Genomic DNA, 14,962 nt, shown 5'->3' with positions numbered 1-14,962 from the left:
GCAGAATCGGCAATTGTCCGTTACCAATCCCGAGCGTTTACTTAGCAAGCTAACAAAACGTATAACAAAGACCTGCACACGCCTTGGTGCAGATAATTGAGATTGGAGCTAGCAGATGACTGTAAAAGTAACTGAACGCGACGATTCACATAAATCCCATGAGGGTGTAGCCGCTGGTATCCGCATTTGGGATGTCCACCAACAGGACCTGCTGGTGGGGATGTTTCACTCCGAGACTGACGCGCACAACTACAAAACCGAACTGGAAACACTGGAGCAACAAAGGGCGTTGCGCTCCGCTTGAACAACTACAGCATTGAAAACGACAAACCCCGCCATGAGCGGGGTTTGTCGTTGTTGCAACCTCTAACGGCTTACCACATCAGATCATCCGGAATCTGGTAGGCGGCGTACGGATCGTCCTCGGCGGCCACTTCTTCAGTCTTCACGTTCATCTGCACGATGCGTTGTGGATCACGCTCCTGGATCTTCAGCGCCGCTTCACGCGGGATCACTTCATAACCGCCGGCGTGGTGCACGATGGCCAGGAAGCCATTGCTGAGCTGATTACGCATCAGCGTGTTGACGCAGAGGCGCTTGACCTTTTTGTCATCAACGAAGTTGTAGTAGTCCTCGGTGGTCAGCTTCGGCAGACGCGAGACTTCGATCAATTGCTTGATCTGCGCGGCGCGGGCCTTGGCCTCGACTTTTTCCTGCTGCTGACGGTTCAGCTCCTGGTCGCGCTTGACCTTCTCGGCCTTCGCTTCCTGCGCCGCACGCTGCTGCGAGTCATCCAGCTCGATATGGCCTTTGTGGGCCAGGCGCTGTTGTTTCTGCTTCTCTTTGCCGACCTGTTTGGCCTGCTTCTGGTTGACCAGCCCTGCTTTGAGCAACTGGTCGCGAAGGGAAATGCTCATGGTGCTTGTTTCTCACTTAGGCAACTGCTCAACCGCAGCTGGTCAAATTCTTTTCCTGACGTTTGGCTTCGCCCCACAAGGCGTCCAACTCTTCGAGGGTGCAATCTTCTATGGGACGGTGGGTGTCGCGCAATGCCTGTTCGATAAAACGGAAGCGTCTTTCGAATTTGCTGTTGGCGCCACGCAGCGCGGTTTCCGGATCAACCTTGAGATGACGCGCCAGATTGACCACGGAAAACAGCAGGTCACCGACTTCATCGGCAATCGCTGCCGAGTCATTGTCGGCCATCGCTTCGAGCACTTCATCAAGCTCTTCACGAACCTTGTCCAGCACCGGCAAGGCGTCCGGCCAGTCGAAACCGACCTGCCCGGCGCGCTTCTGCAACTTGGCCGAACGAGACAACGCCGGCAGCGCAGCAGGCACATCGTCAAGCAAGGACAGTTGTTGCGGCGCGGCAGATTTCTCGGCGCGCTCCTCGGCCTTGATCTCTTCCCAGCGCTGCTTGACCTGTTCTTCGCTCAGGCGCGGGATGTCCATGGGCGCGTACAGATCACCGGTGGGGAACACGTGAGGATGGCGACGGATCAGCTTGCGGGTGATGCTGTCGATCACACCGGAAAACTCGAAGCGCCCTTCTTCCCGGGCCAGCTGGCTGTAATAAACCACCTGGAACAGCAAATCCCCCAACTCACCCTGCAAGTGATCGAAGTCGCCGCGTTCGATGGCGTCAGCGACTTCGTAGGCTTCCTCAAGGGTGTGCGGGACGATGGTGGCGTAGGTTTGCTTGATGTCCCACGGGCAACCGAACTGCGGGTCGCGCAGTCGGTTCATCAAGTGCAATAAATCTTCGAGTGAATACATCAATCAGTCTCTACACAAACCCTTGCAGGAGTGAGCCTGCTCGCGATGGGGGCGTGTCAGTCGACATTAATCGTGACAGATACACCGCTATCGCGATCAGGTTCTCTCCTGCATTGATCATCTCAAGGCGTCCGGTTACGGCGGGTTTCGATGATGTTCGGCAACTGGGAAATCCGCCCCAACAACCGCCCCAACGCATCCAGCCCCGGAATCTCGATGGTCAGGGACATCAACGCGGTGTTGTCCTCTTTGTTCGAGCGGGTGTTGACCGCCAGCACGTTGATCCGCTCGTTGAGCAGCACCTGCGACACGTCACGCAGCAAGCCGGAGCGGTCGTAGGCGCGGATGACGATGTCCACCGGATAAGTGAGCACCGGCACCGGCCCCCAGCTGACCTGGATGATCCGCTCTGGCTCGCGCCCGCCCAGTTGCAGCACCGAGGCGCAGTCCTGGCGGTGAATGCTCACGCCGCGGCCCTGGGTGATGTAACCGACGATGGCATCCCCCGGCAACGGCTGGCAGCAGCCGGCCATTTGCGTCATCAGGTTGCCGACGCCCTGGATCTGAATGTCGCCACGCTTGCCCGGTTTGTAGCCGGTGGCTTTGCGCGGGATCAGCTCCAGCTGCTCGTTGCCGCGCTCCGGCTCGACCAGTTGCTGCGCCAGGTTCACCAGTTGCGCCAGGCGCAGATCTCCGGCGCCCAGGGCGGCGAACATGTCCTCGGCGGTCTTCATGTTGGCCTTGTCGGCCAGCTTGTCGAAGTCCACCGCCGGCAGGCCCAGACGATTGAGTTCGCGCTCAAGCAGGGTTTTACCGGCCGCGACGTTCTGGTCACGCGCCTGCAACTTGAACCAGTGGACAATCTTCGCCCGTGCCCGCGAGGTGGTGATGTAACCCAGGTTCGGGTTCAGCCAGTCGCGGCTCGGGGTGCCGTGCTTGCTGGTGATGATCTCGACCTGTTCACCGGTTTGCAGGCTGTAGTTGAGCGGCACGATCCGGCCGTTGATCTTCGCGCCACGGCAGTTATGGCCGATTTCGGTGTGCACGCGGTACGCAAAGTCCAGCGGCGTCGCGCCTTTGGGCAGGTCGATGGCGTGACCGTCCGGGGTGAAGATGTAGACCCGGTCCGGCTCGATATCGACCCGCAACTGTTCCGCCAGGCCGCCGATATCACCCAGTTCTTCGTGCCACTCGAGGACCTGACGCAGCCAGGAAATTTTCTCTTCGTAGTGGTTGGAGCCGGATTTGACGTCGGTGCCCTTGTAGCGCCAGTGCGCGCAAACGCCCAGCTCGGCTTCCTCGTGCATGGCGTGGGTGCGGATCTGCACTTCCAGCACCTTGCCCTCGGGGCCGATCACCGCGGTGTGCAGCGAGCGGTAGCCGTTCTCTTTCGGGTTGGCGATGTAGTCGTCGAATTCTTTGGGAATGTGCCGCCACAGGGTGTGGACAATGCCGAGCGCGGTGTAGCAATCGCGCATTTCCGGCACCAGCACGCGAACGGCGCGAACGTCGTAGATCTGGCTGAATTCCAGACCCTTGCGCTGCATTTTGCGCCAGATCGAATAGATGTGTTTGGCCCGGCCACTGATGTCGGCATCGACGCCGGTGGCCTGCAATTCATTCTTCAGCTGGCTCATCACGTCAGCGATGAAACGTTCGCGATCCAGACGCCGTTCATGCAGCAACTTGGCGATCTGTTTGTACTGGTCAGGCTCAAGGTAACGGAAGGACAAATCCTCCAGTTCCCACTTGATGTGACCGATACCGAGACGGTGCGCGAGAGGCGCATAGATGTCGAAGACTTCACGGGCGACGCGATTGCGTTTTTCGTCGTCAGCGGTTTTCACCGCTCGAATCGCGCAGGTGCGTTCAGCCAGTTTGATCAGCGCGACGCGAACGTCGTCGACCATGGCGACCAGCATTTTGCGCAGGTTTTCGACCTGGCCCTGAGTGCCCAGCACCAGGGATTTACGCGGGCTCAGGCTGTCGCTGATCGCCGCCATGCGCTGCACGCCGTCGATAAGCTTGGCCACCACCGGGCCGAAGCGCTGGCTGATCGCAGGCAACAGGATCTGCCCTTCGCGCACGCCACGGTACAAGATCGCGGCGACCAGTGAATCCTGATCGAGTTTGAGGTCGGCGAGAATCTCGGCGATCTCAAGGCCCGTGCGGAAACTCGACGTCCCTTCGGACCAGAGATTCTTCGCCGCATTGGCCTGCTGTTCAGACGTACGAGCGAACTCGCACGCTTCCTTCAAGGCTTCGCGATCCAGTGCCGGATCGACACTGACCGCATGATCGAGCCAAGCCTCGAGATTGATACTGCCGTCTGTATTGATCGGCTGGTGTGCTCTCACCTGTACCATCTTGCTTACCTTCCCTACGACGCAGATTCAATGCGTCAAATCGCTGACCTTCGTTGCCCGCTTGCGCTCGCGGGGCTCATGCGAGCGCTGCACGGGCGGGACAGTCGGACCAGACGAGCCGTCCTAGCTCGCTTCAAATAACGCCATGGCCTCGACATGTGCCGTTTGAGGAAACATATCGAGAATCCCGGCACGTTTTAACCGGTAGCCCTGCTTGATCAATTCAACCGTGTCGCGCGCCAGCGTTGCCGGGTTGCACGACACGTACACCAACCGCTTGGCGCCCAAGGACGCCAGCTTGCGCACGGCCTCGAAAGCACCATCACGCGGTGGGTCCAAGAGTACCGCACAAAAGCCTTCGCGCGCCCATTCGGCGTCGGTCAAAGGCTGGGATAAATCGGCCTGAAAAAACTTCGCGTTATGCAGATTATTACTAGCCGCGTTCGCAGCGGCGCGCTCGACCATGGCCTGTACACCTTCCACCGCGACCACTTCGCGAACGGCCTTGGCCAGCGGCAAGGCAAAGTTACCCAAGCCACAAAACAAATCCAGAACCCGCTCATCCGCTTGCGGTTTCAGCCAGTCCAGCGCCTGGGCAATCATCGCTTCGTTGACCCCGGCATTGACCTGAATGAAATCCCCCGGCCGGTAGGCCAATTCCAGGTCCCACTGCTCCAGGCGATAACCCAGCGACGCATCGGCCTCGACCGGTTGCGGTTCACCGTCCCCATGCAGCCACAATTGGGCTTCATGGACGGCGCAGAAATCCTTGAGGATGGCCATGTCGGCGTCAGACAACGGCGCCATGTGCCGCAGCAACACGGCCAATGACGAACCGCTGAACAATTCCACATGCCCCAGCGCTTGAGGTTTGCTCAAGCGACGGAGCATCTCCGGCAAGCCGGTCATGATCGGTTGCAAGGGCTGTACCAGCACCGTGCATTCGTTGATCGCGACGATGTCCTGACTGCCCGCTGCGCGGAAACCGACCTCGAGTTTTTTCGCTTTCATGTCCCAACGCACCGCCACACGGGCGCGACGACGGTAACCGAATTCCGGACCGCTCAACGGCGCTGCCCACTCTTGCGGTTCGACACCGGCGACCTTGGACAGTTGCTCGGCAAGCATGCGTTGTTTCAGGGCGAGTTGTTCAGAATGAGGCAAATGTTGCACGCTGCAGCCGCCACAGCGACCGGCATGCGGGCACGGTGCCGGGCGACGCAGTTCGCTGGCCTGGAATACGCGCTCGGTGCGCGCCTCGACCACTTTGCCGTGGGCGCCCAATACTCGTGCCTCGACGTCTTCACCGGCCAAGGCGCCGATGACGAACCAGGTGCGACCTTCGAAAAAAGCGATACCGCGACCGTCATTGGCCAGGCGCTCGATGCTCAAGCGCTGCTTTTTGCCGGTCGGGATTTGTGGGGCCTTGCTGCCGCCCGTGGGTTGGAAGCGCAGGCCTCTCTCGTGCTTGGCCATCAGTTAGGCGCGTCGAAAATGCCGGTCGACAAATAACGGTCGCCACGGTCGCAAATGATCGCGACGATCACCGCGTTTTCAACTTCTTTGGACAGGCGCAGCATCGCCGCCACGGCGCCGCCCGAAGACACGCCACAGAAGATGCCTTCTTCGCGGGCCAGACGACGGGTCACGTCCTCGGCTTCACTTTGCGCCATGTCGACAATACGGTCGACACGATCCGCCTGATAAATCTTCGGCAGGTATTCCTGCGGCCAGCGACGGATGCCCGGAATCGCCGAGCCTTCCATCGGTTGCAGGCCGATGATCTGCACGCCTTCGTTCTGTTCTTTCAAATAGCGAGAGACCCCCATGATGGTACCGGTGGTGCCCATCGAACTGACGAAATGGGTGATGGAGCCCTCGGTCTGACGCCAGATTTCCGGGCCGGTGGTGGTGTAGTGCGCTTGCGGGTTATCCCCGTTGGCGAACTGGTCCAGCACCTTGCCACGGCCTTCGGCTTCCATCCGCTGAGCGAGGTCGCGGGCGCCTTCCATACCTTCTTCCTGGGTGACCAGGATCAGCTCGGCACCATAAGCCGTCATCGCGGCTTTACGTTCGGCGCTGGAGTTGTCCGGCATGATCAGGATCATCTTGTAACCCTTGATCGCGGCGGCCATCGCCAACGCAATACCGGTGTTACCCGAGGTCGCTTCGATCAACGTATCGCCGACGTGGATCTGCCCGCGCAACTCGGCGCGAGTGATCATCGACAGCGCCGGTCGGTCCTTGACCGAACCCGCCGGGTTATTCCCTTCGAGCTTGAGCAAAAGGGTGTTGCTGGTGGCACCGGGCAGGCGCTGCAAACGGACCAGCGGAGTGTTGCCGACGCAATCGGCGATGGTTGGGTACTGCAAGGTCATGGCGTATTCGCAATCCAGACTGCGGGGGCGCCTATCATACCGGCAAACGTTCGCAGGCCATATCACGCAAAGTGCGGTGCTTATGGCTTATGGGAATAAGCAGTGAAATTCTGGTCACTCCTTTATGCCGACTGGTTAATTTGTGACGGGTGGCTGGGATGGCCTCATCGCGGGCAAGCCCGCTCCCACAGGGTTAGAGGACGATCACGCCTTATGCGGGTGACACACATCCAGTGTGGGAGCGGGCTTGCCCGCGATGGCGTCATCACTCACACCCTCAACTTCAGCCACCAACCGCATATTCAGCCGCAACCCAACCCCAGTGTTCTCAGCCCACAACTGTCCACCCTGACGCCGCACCGCATTCCTCGCAATGCTCAACCCCAACCCGAACCCGCCATCCCCCGGTCGCGAACCGTCGAGCCGAATGAAGGGGCAGAAGATCCGCTCAAGATCAGCCTCTGCCACCCCGCCACCTTTATCTTCCAGCCACACATGCCAGAAATCGCCATCACGTTGCCCGCCCAGACTCACCACACCACCCTCAGGCGAATGACGAATGGCGTTGCGCAGGATGTTTTCCAGCGCCTGCGCCAGGGTGTTGAGGTTGCCGCGCACCCAGCACGACGAGTCCACCGTGCAGCGCAATTGACTGCCCGGCCAGCCGCTTTCATAGCAGGCATTTTCCGTGAGCATTTCCCACAAGGCCTGGACCTGAATCGCTTCGTCAGGCAACGGCGCACGCTCGGTATCGAGCCAGGCCAACTGCAGCGTGTCCTCAACCAGACGCTGCATGCCATCGACCTCCCGCCCGATACGCTCGCGCAACGCCGTCAACCCCTGCTCGCTTTCGCTGGCCACCCGCAAGCGGCTCAACGGTGTGCGCAGTTCGTGGGACAGGTCGCGCAGCAATTGTTGCTGCAAGGCCACGGTGCTTTGCAGGCGCTCGGACATGTGATCGAAGGCCCTGCCCAGCTCGCCGAGTTCATCCGAACGATTGGTGGTGCTGCTCGACAGGCGCACGTTCAATTGGTCCGCGCGCCAGGCGTTGGCCTGTTCACGAAGACTGTTCAAGGGCACGACCAGCAGTCGATACAGACCGACACACAACAACAGTGTGAACATTCCCGGAATGATGCCGTTGGTGATCACGCGCCAGATCAACCGGTATTGCCCCGGTACAAAACGTTGGGGCAACTCGATCACCAGGCTGCCGGCCGCCGGGTCGTTGGGAAAAGGGATTCTCAACCATGGCAAGCCCCTGGTGTGGCGACTCGTTGGCCAATCCAGCCCACGCAAAAAAGTCAGGCGCTGAATTTCTTTATCCGTCAGCGGATAGCTGCTCAACGACTGCAAGTCAGCGCCGATGACACCGACCCAGGATCTCTCGCGCTTGCCGATACCCTGCAGCCAGACATCGACGCCTGCACTCTGGTGCTGATTCCAGGCTTGCTCGGCTTCGGCGGCGTAGCGGGTCAGCGTGATCCGGGCCTCTTCGGACAAGAACAGGTTTTTCTGTTCCATGTACCGCCCCCACGACCAGCTCAGCCAGATCATCAGCAGACAAAACGCTACCAACAAACAGGCAAGTTTCCAGAACAGCGAGTGACGTCCCGGCAGGTCAGACCATTTCATCGGCAGCACTCAGGACGTAACCCTTGCCCCAGACCGTACGCACTTCTCGTTCGGTGTAGCCGATGCCCTTGAGCTTGCGGCGGATCTGACTGATGTGCATGTCGAGGCTGCGGTCATGGGCGGCGTAACCCCGTTGCAGCACATGCTGATACAGGAAGGCTTTGCTCAACACTTCATCGCCATTGCGGTTGAGCGTTTCCAGCAACCGATATTCGCTGCGAGTCAGGCCGGCGGCGTGCTCGCCATGGAAAACCTCACACAACTCATCGTCAAAACGCAGGCTGTGCGCCTCGCAGGCCAACGGCTGCGGCGCCGGTCGACGGTCGAGCGCCACCCGACGCAGGATCGCTTCGATGCGCACGCGCAACTCGGCCATGCTGAAGGGTTTTGGCAGGTAGTCATCGGCGCCCAGACGAAAGCCGCTGATGCGATCCTCCTCGGCACCCAATGCCGACATCAGCACCACGGGCGTGGCATGGCTCTGACGTAACTGCGTCAACACATTGAGCCCGTCCAGGCCCGGCAGCAGGATATCCATCAACACCACATCGAACGCTTGCTGGCGCGCGATGGCCAGGCCTTCCTGACCGTTCTGGCACCAGGTCACCTGAAAACCGCAACGACCCAAATGCTCGTGCACATAGGCACCGAGCACAAGGTCGTCTTCGATGGAAAGGATTCGGGGATGGCCAATCGGGATGGGAGTCATCAGTATCTGCAAATAATTCTCAGTTGAGCGATTATTCAAGATTGCCTGCCGATGGGCAACCCAAGGTTTGCCCAAGACACAAAAGCAGCTCGCAGACCGACGAATGACGACATTAATTTTACGAAGATTGCCTGCCTGCAAATCGCTACACTGCCCTGATGGCGCGTACCGGATGTACCCGCAGGTCAATCAATCGCTGGATGCAGGAGAGATGCGTGCTCAAGAAACTGGGAATTAAAGGCCGCGTGCTGTTGCTGACCCTGTTGCCGACCACTCTGATGGCCCTGGTCCTGGGCGGCTATTTCACCTGGATGCAGCAATCCGACCTGCAATCCCAACTGATGCAGCGCGGCGAGATGATCGCCGAGCAGCTGGCACCGCTGGTGGCCCCGGCCATGGCGCACAAGGACAATGAGCTGCTGGAGCGCATCGCCACCCAGTCGCTGGAAACAGCCGACGTGCGCGCAGTGACCTTCCTCGCCCCCGACCGCACACCGGTAGCCCACGCCGGCCCGACCATGCTCAATCAGGCGCCGCCGCTGGGCGACGGTTCGAAGATGTTGCGCCGCAGCGGCAACGATGCGACGCGTTACCTGCTGCCGGTGTTCGGCAAACACCGCAACCTGGCCGGCGACTTGATTCCCGATGAAGCCGACCGTCTGCTGGGCTGGGTCGAACTCGAGCTGTCGCACAGCGGCATGTTGCTGCGCGGTTACCGCAGCCTGTTTGCCAGCCTGATGATGATTGCTGCCGGTCTGGCCGGTGCGGCGCTACTGGCCCTGCGCATGGGCCGGACCATCAATCGGCCGATCAGCCAGATCAAACTGGCGGTGGCGCAACTCAAGGACGGTCATCTGGAAACCCGCCTGCCGCCGCTCGGCAGCCAGGAACTGGATGAACTGGCATCCGGCATCAACCGCATGGCCGGCACCCTGCAAAACGCCCAGGAAGAATTGCAGCACAGTGTCGATCAGGCCACTGAAGACGTGCGTCAGAATCTGGAAACCATCGAGATCCAGAACATCGAGCTGGACCTGGCGCGCAAGGAAGCCCTGGAAGCGAGCCGGATCAAATCCGAGTTCCTGGCCAACATGAGCCATGAAATCCGCACGCCGCTCAACGGCATTCTCGGCTTCACCCACCTGCTGCAAAAAAGCGAACTGACGCCGCGTCAGCTCGACTACCTGGGCACCATCGAAAAGTCTGCCGACAGCTTGCTGGGGATCATCAACGAGATCCTCGATTTCTCGAAGATAGAGGCCGGCAAACTGGTGCTCGACAACATTCCGTTCAACCTGCGCGACTTGCTGCAGGACACCCTGACCATCCTCGCCCCCGCCGCCCACGCAAAACAGCTGGAACTGGTGAGTCTGGTCTATCGCGACACGCCGTTGTCGTTGGTGGGCGATCCGCTGCGACTCAAGCAGATCCTCACCAATCTGGTCAGCAACGCGATCAAGTTCACCCGCGAAGGCACCATCGTCGCCCGCGCCATGCTCGAAGAAGAACACGAAGACAGCGTGCAACTGCGCATCAGCATCCAGGACACCGGCATCGGCCTGTCGAGTCAGGACGTACGCGCGCTGTTCCAGGCTTTCAGCCAGGCCGACAATTCGTTGTCTCGGCAACCCGGCGGCACGGGGCTGGGGCTGGTGATTTCCAAGCGACTGATTGAACAGATGGGGGGCGAGATTGGCGTCGACAGTACGCCGGGCGAAGGTTCGGAGTTCTGGATCAGCCTGAGCCTGCCCAAGACCCGCGACGACGCCGAAGACCTGCCCGGCGCTCCCCTGCTCGGGCGCCGCGTGGCGGTGCTGGAAAACCATGAACTGGCGCGGCAGGCATTGCAGCATCAACTGGAAGATTGCGGCCTGAGCGTCACGCCGTTCAATACCCTGGAAAGCCTGGCCAATGGCGTGACCGGCGCGCATCAGACCGATCAGGCCATCGACCTGGCGGTGCTCGGCATCACCAGCAACGACATGCCGCCGGAGCGGCTCAACCAGCACATCTGGGACCTCGAACACCTGGGCTGCAAAGTCCTGGTGCTGTGCCCGACCACCGAACAGACGCTGTTCCATCTCTCGGTGCCGAACCCGCACAGTCAGCTTCAGGCCAAACCGGCCTGCACCCGAAAACTGCGTCGGGCCTTGTCCGACCTGGTCAACCCGCGCCAGCAGCGCAGCGAACCCGGCGAACCGGTCTCGAGTCGTGCGCCGAAAGTACTGTGCGTCGACGACAACCCTGCCAACCTGTTGCTGGTGCAAACCCTGCTCGAAGACATGGGTGCCAAGGTGCTTGCAGTTGAAAGCGGTTACGCGGCGGTCAAAGCGGTGCAGAACGAAACCTTCGACCTGGTATTGATGGACGTGCAAATGCCCGGCATGGACGGGCGTCAAAGCACCGAAGCGATTCGCCAGTGGGAAAGCGAGCGGCATTGCACTCCGCTGCCGATCGTCGCCCTCACCGCTCACGCCATGGCCAATGAAAAACGCGCACTGCTACAAAGCGGCATGGACGATTACCTGACCAAACCCATCAGCGAGCGGCAACTGGCGCAGGTGGTGCTGAAGTGGACAGGTCTGGCGTTGCGCAACCATGGGCCGGACCGTGCCAACGAAAGCCACGGTGGCGGGCATGATTTGCTGGTGCTCGACCCCGAAGAAGGTTTACGCCTGGCCGCGGGGAAGGCGGATCTGGCGGCAGACATGCTGGCGATGTTGCTGGCCTCGCTTGAAGCCGACCGCGAAGCCATTCGCATCGCCCGGGAAAGCAACGACCAGAATGCGTTGATCGAACGCGTCCACCGCTTGCACGGGGCGACCCGTTATTGCGGTGTCCCGCAACTGCGTGCGGCCTGTCAACGCAGTGAAACCCTGCTCAAGCAACAGGACCCGAAAGCCCCCGGTGCGCTGGAAGACCTCGACCGAGCGATCAATCGCCTGGCCGCGCATGCCCGCATCAACGCTTGATGCAGCGCAACGGCGATGATCACCATCAACGCTAAGCTGCCTTAGGTAGCAGTTGCCGAAGGTTGCTACATAAAGCGTTGACCGAGTTATCCAGGAGGACTCATGCGCACGATTCTTTTCAGCAGCCAGACCTACGACCGTGACAGTTTCCTGGGCGCCGAGCTGCCCGCCGGCATCGAACTGCACTTTCAATCGGCGCGGCTGAGCCTCGATACCGTGGCGCTGGCAGAACAACACGATGTGGTCTGCGCCTTCATCAATGACGACCTCAGCGCCCCGGTGCTGGAACGTCTTGCCGCGGGCGGTACACGCTTGATTGCCCTGCGCTCGGCCGGTTACAACCATGTCGACCTGGCGGCGGCGAAACGTCTGGGCCTTGCAATCGTGCGCGTCCCGGCTTATTCCCCGCACGCTGTGGCTGAACACGCGGTTGCGTTGATCCTGGCGCTCAACCGCCGCTTGCACCGGGCCTACAACCGCACCCGCGAAGGCGATTTCAGCCTGCACGGGCTGACCGGCTTCGACCTGGTGGGCAAGACCGTCGGCGTGGTCGGCACAGGGCAGATCGGCGCAACGTTCGCCAAGATCATGAACGGTTTCGGCTGCCAGTTGCTCGCCTACGATCCGTTCCCCAATCCGCAAGTCGAAGCCCTTGGCGCCCGCTACCTGAGTTTGCCGGAACTGCTGGCGCAGTCGCAGATCATCAGCCTGCATTGCCCGCTCAACGAGCAGAGCAAACACCTGATCAACCGCGAATCACTGGCGCACATGCAACCGGGCGCGATGCTGATCAACACCGGGCGTGGCGGTCTGGTGGACACACCGGCGCTGATCGACGCCTTGAAGGACGGCCAATTGGGTTATCTGGGGCTGGATGTGTATGAAGAAGAGGCTCAGCTGTTTTTCGAGGACCGCTCGGACCTGCCGCTACAGGACGATGTGCTGGCGCGGCTGCTGACCTTTCCGAATGTGATCATCACCGCGCACCAGGCCTTCCTGACCCGCGAAGCCCTGGGCGCGATTGCCGCGACGACCTTGCAGAACATCGTCGCCTGGGGCGCCGGAACGCCGCAGAACCGGGTCGAGGGCTGATTTTTCTCAGGCTTTGGACAAGAGGATCATCAGGCCCAGCCAGCCGAAACCGAGCAAGCGCTGCCCCATTGAATGCCCGCGACGCAGCAGGAACCAGACAAAAAACGGCGGGAGGAAGAAAATCATCAGCTTCAGCCAGAGTTCTACCGGTCGCGTCCCGTTCAGCGTGGGTGTCGGAGCCGGTGCTGAAACGTCGGCTTCCACCTGGGTTTTTCGTTTGCGTCCGAACGCGGCTGGAGTCACCCGGGCCACTTTCTCATCCTCCGGCAAACGCCCGAAAGAAATCGGTGCCTGCACGGGCGCTACTGTCGAAGTGGCCGCTTGCACCGTTGCCGCCGGTGCACCGCAATGAATACAAGCAGGCGCCGTAGAACTGATGCTTTGCTTGCACTCATAACATTCGATTAACGCCATGTCCGTTCCCTAAAGGTGTAAAAGCGGCAGTGTGCCATGAGTCGACAGTTTTTTTGAACCTGATCGAAGGTCATCTCCCCGCCCCATGCTGCGTGCAGGCCCGTGATAGCATACCGCGCATATTTGGAGGACCCATGGTCGAACACGATTTCCGCTACACCCTGATGAGCCCGCAACACACCCTTACCGAATGCCGGGCCCTCGTGCCGGGGCGTTATCAAGTCACCGGCAACGGCGGCTCGATCCGGATTGGCGACGTGCTGGTAGTGACCCTCAAAGGCAGCAAGGACTTGTCCATGCGCCTGACCGTTGAAACGGTTCGCCACTTGATCAACCCGCCCGGCCAATGGGTCGCGGTGAGCAGTGGCCCGGTGTTCGGCGAGTTGAGGATCCACACCTGGGAAGTCAATTGCAACAGCTGCGCCAAAGCCTTGAGCTTTGAATTCGCGGTCGACGCCAAACTGGGCAACAAGGCCGAAAAACCGGCTGCTAACGCGCGGATTGCCGAATTGGGCTGGACCACCGTGGGCGAAAAACACCTGTGCCCGACATGCCAGGAGTCTGCGTGATGAAACGCCTCGCCCTGACCTCCCTGGTCGGTGCCAGCCTGCTGGGCTGCGCCGCCGAGCCGGTGCAACTGCAACAAAACCGTAGCTACATTCTGGAATGGATCGGTGAACGTCCGTTGATGGACTACAGCCACCTGACCATCACCCTCGGTGACGACGGCCGTGCCTACGGCAACGGCGGCTGCAACCATTGGTTCGCGCCATACACCCTGGAAGGCGACAAGCTGAGCTTCGGCCAGATCGGCAGCACCCGAAAGCTGTGCGCGCCAGCGGTCATGGAGCAGGAAAAACGCTTCTTGCAGGCGCTGGAAGGCGTGCAGCGCTGGGACATTTCCCCGCTCGAGCAGATGCGCTTCTGGCCGGCCGAAGGCAAGCCGTTGCGTTGGTGGCTTGAAGAGGGTTGATCGACGCACAGCAACCTATGTAGCAGCTGGCGCAGCCTGCGTCCGGCTGCTACAAGCCGTGTTACGGCTTAGCGGTCATCTCACTTGACCGCCTGCAACGCCTCAAGCTTTGCCATCACCCCCGCCGCCGTCTGCTCGCCCATCAGTTGTTCGCGAACCTTGCCCTTGTTATCGATGATGTACGTCACCGGCAACGCCTCGCTGCGTGGCAATTCAAAAAGATCGGCCGGATCCGAAGCCAGGACCGTGAACTTGATCCCCAGTTTCTCGCTGGCGCTCTTCAGCTCTTCACCCTGCACGTTGTCGAAGTTGACACCGAACACGCCGATCTTCTTGTCCTTCAATTGATCGGCCAACGCGTTCAACTGCGTAATCTCGGTCCGGCAGGGGCCACACCATTCAGCCCAGTAATTAAGCACCACCCATTGTTTATCCAGACGTTCGGAGGCAACTTTCTGGCCGTTCTGATCGACGCCATAGTCATTGCCGCAGCCCCCCAGCATCAACGTCCCGATAATCGCCAATGCCGCTGCCAGTCGCCTTGTCATGTCGTGATCCTTGTTCAAAATTGAATGCGCCTGCGACCCATCGCCTCGCGAGGTTCTGGATTGCGCGCTGCACAGTTAGAATAGCCGCCACTTTAC

At 60.4% G+C, this 14,962-nt stretch carries 14 protein-coding genes; 5 read left to right on the top strand and 9 right to left on the bottom strand.

All coding sequences use genetic code 11. The features are described from left to right. The first annotated feature begins 115 nt into the window (after positions 1–115). Positions 116–304, top strand: a complete 189-nt coding sequence (locus J2X66_RS22265; protein ID WP_027923988.1) for a hypothetical protein — start codon at positions 116–118, stop codon at positions 302–304. A gap of 70 nt (positions 305–374) precedes the next feature. On the opposite strand, the gene J2X66_RS22260 is transcribed toward J2X66_RS22265, so the two are convergent. From J2X66_RS22260 to J2X66_RS22230, 7 genes are all read right to left on the bottom strand, one after another. Beyond that, on the bottom strand, positions 375–917 hold the full coding sequence (locus J2X66_RS22260) for a DUF2058 domain-containing protein (RefSeq protein ID WP_059182324.1): 543 nt from the start codon (positions 915–917) through the stop codon (positions 375–377). Positions 918–945: 28 nt separating this feature from the next. Further along, positions 946–1,779 (bottom strand): nucleoside triphosphate pyrophosphohydrolase, encoded by an 834-nt coding sequence (gene mazG / locus J2X66_RS22255; RefSeq protein WP_310268572.1) that lies wholly within the window; start codon positions 1,777–1,779, stop codon positions 946–948. Between the two features lie 122 nt (positions 1,780–1,901). Next, entirely contained in the window at positions 1,902–4,145 is a 2,244-nt protein-coding gene (gene relA / locus J2X66_RS22250) for a GTP diphosphokinase (RefSeq protein WP_027923985.1), read from the bottom strand. 123 nt (positions 4,146–4,268) lie between these two features. Beyond that, positions 4,269–5,621: a 23S rRNA (uracil(1939)-C(5))-methyltransferase RlmD gene (rlmD, locus tag J2X66_RS22245; RefSeq protein WP_310268566.1), complete on the bottom strand. Its 1,353-nt coding sequence runs from the start codon at positions 5,619–5,621 to the stop codon at positions 4,269–4,271. Further along, positions 5,621–6,523: a cysteine synthase CysM gene (gene cysM, locus J2X66_RS22240; RefSeq protein ID WP_027923983.1), complete on the bottom strand. Its 903-nt coding sequence runs from the start codon at positions 6,521–6,523 to the stop codon at positions 5,621–5,623. The genes rlmD and cysM overlap by 1 nt, the downstream gene beginning before the upstream one ends. Positions 6,524–6,727: 204 nt before the next feature. Further along, a complete protein-coding gene (locus J2X66_RS22235; RefSeq protein ID WP_310268563.1) occupies positions 6,728–8,158 on the bottom strand; it encodes a sensor histidine kinase in 1,431 nt (476 codons plus the stop codon). Further along, positions 8,145–8,867 carry a response regulator transcription factor gene (locus J2X66_RS22230; protein ID WP_310268560.1) on the bottom strand — a complete coding sequence of 241 codons (723 nt, stop codon included), beginning with the start codon at positions 8,865–8,867 and terminating at the stop codon, positions 8,145–8,147. The genes J2X66_RS22235 and J2X66_RS22230 overlap by 14 nt, the downstream gene beginning before the upstream one ends. A gap of 215 nt (positions 8,868–9,082) precedes the next feature. Between J2X66_RS22230 and J2X66_RS22225 the strand changes: the two genes are divergently transcribed. Both J2X66_RS22225 and J2X66_RS22220 read left to right on the top strand, forming a co-directional pair. Next, positions 9,083–11,839: a response regulator gene (locus J2X66_RS22225; protein ID WP_310268557.1), complete on the top strand. Its 2,757-nt coding sequence runs from the start codon at positions 9,083–9,085 to the stop codon at positions 11,837–11,839. 102 nt (positions 11,840–11,941) lie between these two features. Beyond that, on the top strand, positions 11,942–12,931 hold the full coding sequence (locus tag J2X66_RS22220) for a 2-hydroxyacid dehydrogenase (RefSeq protein WP_310268553.1): 990 nt from the start codon (positions 11,942–11,944) through the stop codon (positions 12,929–12,931). A 6-nt stretch (positions 12,932–12,937) separates the two neighbouring features. On the opposite strand, the gene J2X66_RS22215 is transcribed toward J2X66_RS22220, so the two are convergent. Next, on the bottom strand, positions 12,938–13,345 hold the full coding sequence (locus tag J2X66_RS22215; RefSeq protein ID WP_310268551.1) for a hypothetical protein: 408 nt from the start codon (positions 13,343–13,345) through the stop codon (positions 12,938–12,940). Positions 13,346–13,479: 134 nt separating this feature from the next. On the opposite strand from J2X66_RS22215, the gene J2X66_RS22210 reads away from it, so the two are divergent. Together J2X66_RS22210 and J2X66_RS22205 are read left to right on the top strand one after the other, a co-directional pair. Further along, positions 13,480–13,914 carry a hypothetical protein gene (locus J2X66_RS22210; protein ID WP_310268548.1) on the top strand — a complete coding sequence of 145 codons (435 nt, stop codon included), beginning with the start codon at positions 13,480–13,482 and terminating at the stop codon, positions 13,912–13,914. Beyond that, positions 13,914–14,318 carry an META domain-containing protein gene (locus tag J2X66_RS22205; RefSeq protein WP_310268545.1) on the top strand — a complete coding sequence of 135 codons (405 nt, stop codon included), beginning with the start codon at positions 13,914–13,916 and terminating at the stop codon, positions 14,316–14,318. Before J2X66_RS22210 ends, J2X66_RS22205 begins: the two co-directional genes overlap by 1 nt. Positions 14,319–14,398: 80 nt before the next feature. Here the strand turns inward: J2X66_RS22205 and J2X66_RS22200 are convergent, their stop codons facing one another. After that, the gene (locus J2X66_RS22200) at positions 14,399–14,866 is read right to left on the bottom strand and encodes a TlpA disulfide reductase family protein (protein ID WP_310268541.1); all 468 of its coding nucleotides are present in this window, start codon (positions 14,864–14,866) and stop codon (positions 14,399–14,401) included. Between the last annotated feature and the right edge of the window lie 96 nt (positions 14,867–14,962).

It is taken from the genome of Pseudomonas sp. 3296 (assembly GCF_031456615.1).
GTDB lineage: Bacteria > Pseudomonadota > Gammaproteobacteria > Pseudomonadales > Pseudomonadaceae > Aquipseudomonas > Aquipseudomonas mucoides.
The sequence above is the reverse complement of the archived record's forward strand: the minus strand, read 5'-3'. Positions and strand labels throughout refer to the sequence as shown.

Bases quoted from the DNA above. Each gene is read 5' to 3' on its own strand.
- J2X66_RS22265 (WP_027923988.1), top strand. From the start codon at position 116: ATGACTGTAAAAGTAACTGAACGCGACGATTCACATAAATCCCATGAG.
- J2X66_RS22260 (WP_059182324.1), bottom strand. From the start codon at position 917: ATGAGCATTTCCCTTCGCGACCAGTTGCTCAAAGCAGGGCTGGTCAAC.
- mazG (WP_310268572.1), bottom strand. From the start codon at position 1,779: ATGTATTCACTCGAAGATTTATTGCACTTGATGAACCGACTGCGCGAC.
- relA (WP_027923985.1), bottom strand. From the start codon at position 4,145: ATGGTACAGGTGAGAGCACACCAGCCGATCAATACAGACGGCAGTATC.
- rlmD (WP_310268566.1), bottom strand. From the start codon at position 5,621: ATGGCCAAGCACGAGAGAGGCCTGCGCTTCCAACCCACGGGCGGCAGC.
- cysM (WP_027923983.1), bottom strand. From the start codon at position 6,523: ATGACCTTGCAGTACCCAACCATCGCCGATTGCGTCGGCAACACTCCG.
- J2X66_RS22235 (WP_310268563.1), bottom strand. From the start codon at position 8,158: ATGAAATGGTCTGACCTGCCGGGACGTCACTCGCTGTTCTGGAAACTT.
- J2X66_RS22230 (WP_310268560.1), bottom strand. From the start codon at position 8,867: ATGACTCCCATCCCGATTGGCCATCCCCGAATCCTTTCCATCGAAGAC.
- J2X66_RS22220 (WP_310268553.1), top strand. From the start codon at position 11,942: ATGCGCACGATTCTTTTCAGCAGCCAGACCTACGACCGTGACAGTTTC.
- J2X66_RS22215 (WP_310268551.1), bottom strand. From the start codon at position 13,345: ATGGCGTTAATCGAATGTTATGAGTGCAAGCAAAGCATCAGTTCTACG.
- J2X66_RS22210 (WP_310268548.1), top strand. From the start codon at position 13,480: ATGGTCGAACACGATTTCCGCTACACCCTGATGAGCCCGCAACACACC.
- J2X66_RS22205 (WP_310268545.1), top strand. From the start codon at position 13,914: ATGAAACGCCTCGCCCTGACCTCCCTGGTCGGTGCCAGCCTGCTGGGC.
- J2X66_RS22200 (WP_310268541.1), bottom strand. From the start codon at position 14,866: ATGACAAGGCGACTGGCAGCGGCATTGGCGATTATCGGGACGTTGATG.